Genomic DNA, 7,903 nt, shown 5'->3' on the forward strand with positions numbered 1-7,903 from the left:
CGTGCGCGACGCGGGTCGAGAAGAAGCTCAACCGGCTCGACGGGGTCTCCGCCTCGGTCAACTACGCCACCGAGAAGGCCACGGTCGACCTCGAGCCCGGCGTCGACGTGCAGTCGCTGATCGACACCGTCACGAAGACCGGCTACACCGCGTCCGTACGTCCGGCGGCCGGCCCGCGTCCCGCCCCGCCCGTCGGCTCCGCCGACCACGCGGGCCACGGCGACCTGCACGGCGCCGACTCGATGCTGCAGCGGCTCAAGATCTCCGCCGCGCTGGCGATCCCGGTCGTCGTGCTGTCGATGGTTCCTGTGTTCCAGTTCGACAGCTGGCAGTGGCTCGCGCTGGCCCTGGCGTCACCCGTCGTGGTCTGGGGCGCCTGGCCGTTCCACCGCGCCGCATGGACCAACGCCCGGCACGGCGCCGCCACGATGGACACCCTCGTGAGCGTCGGCGTCGGGGCGGCCTGGCTGTGGTCGCTGTGGGCGCTGTTCATCGGCGACGCCGGCATGCCAGGCATGACGATGTCGTTCTCGTTCCTGCCCGAGTCCGCGGCCCACGACGAGATCTACCTGGAGGTCGCCTCGGCGGTCACGGTGTTCATCCTCGCCGGGCACTACCTGGAGGCCAGCGCCAAGTCGCAGTCGAGCGCCGCGCTCCGCGCCCTGATGGACCTGGGCGTCCGCGACGTCACGGTCCTGCGCGACGGTCGGGAGTCGCCCGTCGCGCTGGCCGACCTGCACGCCGGCGAGCTGTTCGTCGTCCGTCCCGGGGAGAAGGTCGCGACCGACGGGGTCGTGGTCTCCGGCGAGTCCTCGGTCGACGAGTCGATGCTGACCGGTGAGTCCGTCCCGGTCGACGTCGGCCACGACGACGTCGTGACGGGCGCGACGGTCAACCAGGGCGGCCGCCTGGTCGTCCGCGCCACCGCGGTCGGCGCCGACACCCAGCTGGCGCAGATGGCCCGGCTGGTCGAGCAGGCCCAGGAGGGCAAGGCCGACGTGCAGCGGCTGGCGGACCGGATCTCCGCGTGGTTCGTACCCGCCGTCATCGGGCTGGCGCTCGTGACGCTGGCCGGCTGGCGGCTCGGCGGCGGCACGTGGACCGAGGCGTTCACCGCCGCGGTCGCGGTGCTGATCATCGCCTGCCCCTGTGCACTGGGTCTGGCGACGCCGACCGCGCTCATGGTCGGCACGGGCCGCGGCGCCCAGCTCGGGATCCTGATCCGGGGCCCGCAGGTGCTGGAGTCGACCCGCGCGATCGACACCGTCGTGCTCGACAAGACCGGCACGATCACGACCGGGCGGATGAGCGTGACCGCGGTCGACCCCGCGCCGGGTGTCGACGAGGCCGAGCTGCGGCTCGTCGCCGCCTCGCTCGAGCACGCCTCGGAGCACCCCATCGCCCGCGCCGTCGCGACCCTCGCCGAGCCCGTCGCGGTCACCGACTTCGTCAACGCCGCCGGCTTCGGGGTCAGCGGCACGGTCCAGGGCCGGCGGGCGCTCGTCGGGCGGCCCTCGTGGCTGGGCCGGCACGGGGTGCCGTCGCCCGAGCCGGACCACCCGGAGGGCACTGTCGTCGCCGTGGCCTGGGATGGCGTCCACCGCGGCTCGATCACGGTCGCCGACACCGTCAAGCCGACCTCGGCCACCGCCGTCCGGGACCTGCGCGACCTCGGGCTCGAGCCGGTGCTGCTGACCGGCGACAACGCCGCGGTCGCCCGGTCCGTCGCGGCCGAGGTCGGCATCGACCGGGTCGACGCGGACGTGACCCCCGCCGACAAGCTGCGGGTCATCCACGAGCTGCAGGCGCAGGGCCGGGTCGTGGCCATGATCGGCGACGGGGTCAACGACGCCGCCGCGCTGGCCGCCGCCGATCTCGGCGTCGCGATGGGCACCGGCGCCGACGTCGCGATCCAGGCGTCGGACCTGACCCTGGTCAAGGGCGACCTGGCGACGGCGGTCGACGCCGTCCGGCTGTCGCGTGCGACGCTGCGGACCATCAAGGGCAACCTGTTCTGGGCCTTCGCCTACAACGTCGCTGCGATCCCGCTCGCCGCGCTGGGCTTCCTCAACCCGCTCATCGCCGGCGCCGCGATGGCGTTCAGCAGCGTGTTCGTCGTGACCAACAGCCTGCGACTGCGCCGGTTCAGGGCCTGAGCTCGGCGATCAGCTCGAGCTCGTCGGCCCGGGCCAGGCCGGACCGGCGCGGACGGTCGAGGCCACGCTCCCGCTCGTCGGCGAGGGTGTCGCGCAGGGTCTGGACGAGGGGGCGCCGCCGCAGGCCCTCCTCGAGCGCCCGGCCGTCGGCCATCATCCCCATCCCGTGGTGGCTCGGCGGCAGCCACAGCGGCAACGACCGGGGACCCATCCACTCCTCGACGTCGCGCCGGCGGAGCCAGTCCTCGTCGGCGCCGACCCGCTCACCGCGGAAGCCCGCGGCCACGGCCGACCCGTCGACCAGCGCGCCGACCGTCGTAGGCTCACCGACCCCGTGGACGATGCCCGTGGTCCCGGCCTCGGCGGCCGTGACGATCCACGCGGCGAGGTCCCGCACGTCGATGACCTGCATCGGCTGGTCCGCGACGTCCGGCACCAGCACCGGCCCGTTGCCCGCGAGCGCGAACCTCGAGACGTAGTAGCCCAGCCGGTCCGACTGGTCCCCCGGCCCACCGACCAGCCCGGCGCGGACGACCAGGTGGCGGGGCAGCTCCCGCACGACGTCCTCGCAGGCGACCTTGCCCTCGCCGTACTCCTCGGCGCCCGCCTCGGTCCCGTCGAGCGGCCCGAGCAGCGGCGAGTCCTCGGTCAGCGGGACGCTCTGGTCGGCGTACACCGATCCGGTCGACACGAACGTCCAGTGCGCCGCCGTGTCGCCCAGCGCGTCCACCGCGGACCGGACCTGGCCGGGCTGGCGCGACACGTCGACCACCAGGTCCCACCGGCGGTCACGCACCGCGTCGTACGCCCGCGGGTCCGCCCGGTCGGCGCGCACGAACATCGCCGACGCGGGTGCCTCGCCGGACTCGCCCCGCGCCAGGCAGGTCACGTCGTGCCCGCGGGAGATCGCCGCCCGGGCGATCTGCCCGCCGAGCCACGACGTCCCACCCAGGACCAGGAGGCTGCTCATGCCCCCCAACCAAGCACGCCGACCGGCAGCCGGGACAGCCCCGTTCACCACCGGCTGAACGTACGCTCGTCACGTGCCGTTGACCCTCGCCCACCCCGCCGCGGTCCTGCCGCTGCGCCGGCTCGGGCTGCCGCTGAGCTCCCTGGTCGCCGGCAGCATGGTGCTGGACGTGCCGCTCTACCTCGGCTCGCGGCGCGGCTACGAGATCGCACACAGCCTTCCCGGCATCCTGACGGTCGACGTCGTCGGCACGCTGGCCGTGCTGTGGCTGTGGTTCACGGCGCTGCGCGACCCGATGGCGGACCTGTCCCCCGCCGCGATCCGCGACCGGGTCCCGGTGCGGGCGCGGCTGGCCCGCCGGCAGTGGCTCCTGGCCCCGCTCGGCGCGGTCGTCGGCGCGCTGACCCACGTCGTGTGGGACTCGTTCACGCATGTCGACCAGTGGGGCTACGAGCACGTCGGCTGGTTGCGGTCCGACCACCTCGGGATCGCCGGCCTGCGCTGGAGCCAGTACGTCTCGGCCGTCGGCGGTCTCCTGGTCGTGGCCGTCTTCACCGCCACCCACCTGCGTACGCTCGCGGTCCGACCCGGCCGGCCGCCGCGTCTCCTGCCGGCGGCCACGCTGCCGACCGTCGTGATCGCTGCCGCGGCGGTGGGCGCGGTCGCCGCGCTGGGCCACGCGACGGTCGGCGTGCACGCGATGGCGTTCCATGGCGCCGTCTCGTCGATCATCGTGCTCGTCGCCGGCCTGGTCCTGGTGTGCGCCGCGTGGCACGTCGCGGCCGGTCGCCTGAGCCGCCGGCCATGACCCCGCCGTCCCCGGTGCCGCCGCCCACCGACGGAATGCCGGCCCCGCCCGCGCGGTTGCACCCGGCATGACAGTCATCGCCCTGACCGGGTCCACCGGCGCCGTCGGCGGCGTGGCCACCTACCTGCTGGCCGCGGCGGGGGTGCCGCTGCGACTGCTGGTCCGCGACCCCGACCGCGCACCGCGGATCCCCGACGCCGATGTGCGTCGCGTCGTCTACGGGGACGCCGGCTGCGTCGACGCTCTCGAGGGCGTCGACACGGTCTTCATGGTGTCGGCCGCGGAGTCCGAGCACCGGCTCGACGACCACCGGGCGTTCATCGACGCGGCCGTGGCCGCGGGGGTCCGGCAGGTCGTCTACCTGTCGTTCGTCGGCGCGTCCGCCACGTCGGCGTTCACGCTCGGCCGCGACCACGGGGCGACCGAGGAGCACCTGCGCGCATCGGGCCTGGCGTGGACGTTCCTGCGGGACAACTTCTACGCCGAGATCCTGCCCGAGTTCGCCACCGACGGCGTGATCCGCGGACCCGCCGGCGACGGCCGCGTCGCCGCGGTGTCGCAGCGCGACGTCGGCGCCGTCGTGGCCCACGTCCTGCAGAGCCCCCGCGACCACATCGACCAGACCTACAACCTGACGGGTCCCGAGGCGTTGACGCTGACCGACGTCGCCACGATCCTGACCGAGATCACCGGCACGCCGCACCGGTTCGTCGACGAGACGCTGGAGGAGGCCCGGGCCAGCCGGGCCCACTACGGTGCCCCGGACTGGCTGGTCGACGCGTGGATCAGCACCTACACCGCGATCCGCGACGGCGAGCTCGAGCACGTCAGCGGCGACATCGACCGGCTGCTGGGCCGGCCGGCGACATCGTTCGACGAAGCGGTCGCCGAGCGGTCGGCATAGCATCGAACCCATGACCTCCGACCTCCTGACCATCACCGGCACCCTGACGATCCGCGAGCACATCACGGTGCCGACGGGCGCTGTCGCGACGGTCAAGCTGGTCGACGCCGGCGGCGAGGTCGTCGCGGCGACCGCGCTCGACGTCACGGGCGTGCCGGCGGAGTTCTCGCTCGTCGCCGACCCGGCCCTGATCCCCGAGCCGGAGCAGCTGTTCGTCTGGGGCGCCCTGCGCACCGAGGTGGGCGTGTGGGGCACGACCGACCTCGTCCCCGTCGACGACGACGCCACCGAGGTCGCGCTGACCCGGATCGAGGACTGAGGACCCATGCCCCGCGGCGATCACGGTCCCACCGTCACGCACCTGAGCGACGACGAGATCCGGGCCGACAACGCGCCGATCCTGGGCCGGATCGCCCGGATGCTGCGGCCCTACCGCGGCAAGATGGTCGCGGTCGCCGTCGCGGTCGTCGTCGCGGCGGTGCTGACCTCGGTCGTCCCGTTCCTGACCAAGGCCGTGTTCGACAAGGCGCTGTTCCCGCCCGACGGCGACATCCGCACCCACCTGCTGGTCTGGCTCGTCGTCGGCATGTGCGTCATCCCGATCGTGACGGCGCTGATCGGGATCGGCCAGAACTGGCTGACCTCCACGATCGGCAACTCGGCGATGGCCGACCTGCGCGGCGACCTGTTCGCCCACCTGCAGAAGATGGAGCTCGCGTTCTTCACCGCGACCAAGACCGGCGCGATCCAGTCCCGCCTGGCCAACGACGTGGCCGGCGTGCGTACCGTCCTGACCGACACCGCGACCTCGATCCTGCAGAACAGCGTGACCGTCCTCGCGGCCTTCGTGTCGATGGTCATCCTGTCGTGGCAGCTGACGCTGCTGACCCTGATCGTCATGCCGCTGTTCGTGTGGATCCAGCTGCAGGTCGGCAAGCGCCGCCAGAAGCTGGCCCGCCGCACGCAGGAGTCGCTGTCGGAGATGACCGCGATCACCGAGGAGGCGCTCAGCGTCTCGGGCATCCTGCTGTCGAAGGTGATCAACCGGGCCGACTCCGAGGTCGAGCGGTACCGCCGGGCCAACCGCGAGCAGACCCGCCTGCAGGTCGACCAGGCCATGACCGGGCGGGCCTTCTTCGCCACGGTGCAGACCTTCTTCGCGATCACGCCGGCGCTGATCTACCTCGTCGCGGGCTTCATGCTGCAGGGCGACAGCGCGCTGACCGCGGGAACGCTCGTGGCGTTCACGAAGCTGCAGGCCCGCCTGCAGATGCCGTTGCTGCAGCTGATGCGCGTCTCGCTCGACGTGCAGACGTCACTGGCCCTGTTCCGCCGACTGTTCGAGTACCTCGACCTCGAGCCCGCCATCACCCAGCGTCCCGGTGCCGTGGCGCTCGAACCGCAGCACGTGCAGGGTGCGATCGAGTTCCGCGACGTGTTCTTCCGCTATCCCGAGCCGCGCAGCCTCAGCGGCACCGTCGCGCGCGACCGGTTCGGCGACACGGGCGTCCGCATCGACCGGTCCGAGCCGGCCCCCGAGCAGGGCTGGGCGCTCGAGGGCATCTCGCTGACCGTCGAGCCCGGTCAGCTCGCCGCGATCGTCGGCCCGTCCGGATCGGGCAAGACCACGATGACCTATCTCGTCCCCCGCTTCTACGACGTCGACGAGGGCGCGGTGCTGATCGACGGGACCGACGTCCGCGACCTCACGATGGGCACGGTCGCCGAGGCGGTCGGCATGGTGACCCAGGAGCCCTACCTGTTCCACGGCTCGATCCGCGACAACATCGCGTACGCGAAGCCGGACGCGTCTGCCGAGGAGATCGAGCAGGCCGCCCGCGACGCCAACATCCACGACCGGATCCTGTCCTTCGCCGACGGCTACGAGACCATCACCGGCGAGCGCGGCTACCGGTTGAGCGGGGGCGAGAAGCAGCGGCTGGCGATCGCCCGCGTCCTGCTGATGGACCCGCGCATCCTGATCCTCGACGAGGCGACGTCCGCCCTCGACACCGAGACCGAGCGGCTCGTGCAGGACGCCCTGGAGCGGGCGACCCACAACCGTACGACCATCGCGATCGCGCACCGGCTCAGCACGATCCACAACGCCGACGTCATCTTCGGGCTCGAGGACGGCCTCCTGGTCGAGCAGGGCACGCACGACGAGCTGCTCGACCTCGGCGGGCTCTACTCGCGCCTGTACGTCGAGCAGTTCGGCTCGGGCACGATCGAGGCGCGCTTCACCGACGGGGTCCGGTTCTCCGACGGCCAGACCTACTGCGACCGGCCTGGCGGCGACGACCGGCGGGCCGACGTGTCGTTCTGACCTAAGCCGTCGCGCGCGCCTGGGCCGCGCGGAGCGCGACGGTGACGGCCTTGGCGTACTTCGGCGACTCGACGAGCCCCGGCTCGGAGTAGACGATCGAGGTCAGCACCCCGTCGGAGCACACCTGCGCCGAGACCCCGACCTCGGACGTGCTGATGGGGAGGTACTTGACCGCGACGCTCGAGTCCTTGGCGGACCCGTCGATCTCGGCGAGGGTCCCGAACGCCTCGCAGGCCTCCGTGGCGTCGAACGTGCCGGCCCCGGCGAGGAGCTTCCGTGCCCTCGCGAGGTCCTTGCGGTCCTGCGCGGTCCCGGCCTCGGACGACTCCCCCAGCTGCCGGACGACCGCCGGGAGCGTCCTGGCCCACGCCGTCGACGTCACCGACGTCAGCTCGATCAGGCCACGGTCGCTGGACCAGCGGCACTGGGACCCGCCGGAGCGCGCGTCCGCCGCGACGACCTCGTCCAGCGCCACGCCGGCCAGGGTCCTGCGATCGGCCGCGGTGAGGTACGCACACGCCTTTGACTCGTCGACCGCCGCCCGGGGCGTCGGCGTCCCGGTGCCCGTCGGTCCGTCAGAGCCCGACGACCCGCTGCACGCCGCGAGTGACGCTACGCAGTCGAGGGCGAGGGCAGGGCCGCGGAGGAAGGTCACATCGCCATTCCTACGTACTTGGTCTCCAGGTACTCCTCGATCCCCTCGGCCCCGCCCTCGCGACCGAACCCGGATGCCTTGACG

7 protein-coding genes are annotated in these 7,903 nt (G+C 72.9%); 5 read left to right on the plus strand and 2 right to left on the minus strand.

All coding sequences use genetic code 11. From position 1 onward, the window contains the following. On the plus strand, positions 1–2,156 hold a 2,156-nt coding region (locus tag JWQ91_RS00435), incomplete at its 5' end, for a heavy metal translocating P-type ATPase (protein WP_297779327.1). Here the strand turns inward: JWQ91_RS00435 and JWQ91_RS00440 are convergent. Further along, positions 2,146–3,126 carry an NAD-dependent epimerase/dehydratase family protein gene (locus JWQ91_RS00440; protein WP_297779328.1) on the minus strand — a complete coding sequence of 327 codons (981 nt, stop codon included), beginning with the start codon at positions 3,124–3,126 and terminating at the stop codon, positions 2,146–2,148. The genes JWQ91_RS00435 and JWQ91_RS00440 overlap by 11 nt on opposite strands. Positions 3,127–3,199: 73 nt before the next feature. Here JWQ91_RS00440 and JWQ91_RS00445 point away from each other — a divergent pair, with 73 nt between their 5' ends. From JWQ91_RS00445 to JWQ91_RS00460, 4 genes are all read left to right on the plus strand, one after another. Further along, positions 3,200–3,934: a DUF4184 family protein gene (locus tag JWQ91_RS00445; protein ID WP_297779331.1), complete on the plus strand. Its 735-nt coding sequence runs from the start codon at positions 3,200–3,202 to the stop codon at positions 3,932–3,934. Between the two features lie 67 nt (positions 3,935–4,001). Further along, a complete protein-coding gene (locus JWQ91_RS00450) occupies positions 4,002–4,838 on the plus strand; it encodes an SDR family oxidoreductase (RefSeq protein ID WP_297779334.1) in 837 nt (278 codons plus the stop codon). A gap of 10 nt (positions 4,839–4,848) precedes the next feature. Continuing rightward, on the plus strand, positions 4,849–5,157 hold the full coding sequence (locus JWQ91_RS00455) for a YbaY family lipoprotein (RefSeq protein WP_297779336.1): 309 nt from the start codon (positions 4,849–4,851) through the stop codon (positions 5,155–5,157). A 6-nt stretch (positions 5,158–5,163) separates the two neighbouring features. Next, entirely contained in the window at positions 5,164–7,164 is a 2,001-nt protein-coding gene (locus JWQ91_RS00460; protein WP_297779337.1) for an ABC transporter ATP-binding protein, read from the plus strand. A 1-nt stretch (position 7,165) separates the two neighbouring features. Here the strand turns inward: JWQ91_RS00460 and JWQ91_RS00465 are convergent, their stop codons facing one another. Beyond that, a complete protein-coding gene (locus JWQ91_RS00465; RefSeq protein WP_297779340.1) occupies positions 7,166–7,819 on the minus strand; it encodes a hypothetical protein in 654 nt (217 codons plus the stop codon). Positions 7,820–7,903: the final 84 nt, after the last annotated feature.

The organism is Aeromicrobium sp. (genome assembly GCF_025965075.1).
Taxonomy (GTDB): domain Bacteria; phylum Actinomycetota; class Actinomycetes; order Propionibacteriales; family Nocardioidaceae; genus Aeromicrobium.

What these genes read in the sequence shown, in the direction of transcription:
- JWQ91_RS00450 (WP_297779334.1), top strand. Translation starts at nt 4,002, where the DNA reads ATGACAGTCATCGCCCTGACCGGGTCCACCGGCGCCGTCGGCGGCGTG.
- JWQ91_RS00440 (WP_297779328.1), bottom strand. Translation starts at nt 3,126, where the DNA reads ATGAGCAGCCTCCTGGTCCTGGGTGGGACGTCGTGGCTCGGCGGGCAG.
- JWQ91_RS00455 (WP_297779336.1), top strand. Translation starts at nt 4,849, where the DNA reads ATGACCTCCGACCTCCTGACCATCACCGGCACCCTGACGATCCGCGAG.
- JWQ91_RS00460 (WP_297779337.1), top strand. Translation starts at nt 5,164, where the DNA reads ATGCCCCGCGGCGATCACGGTCCCACCGTCACGCACCTGAGCGACGAC.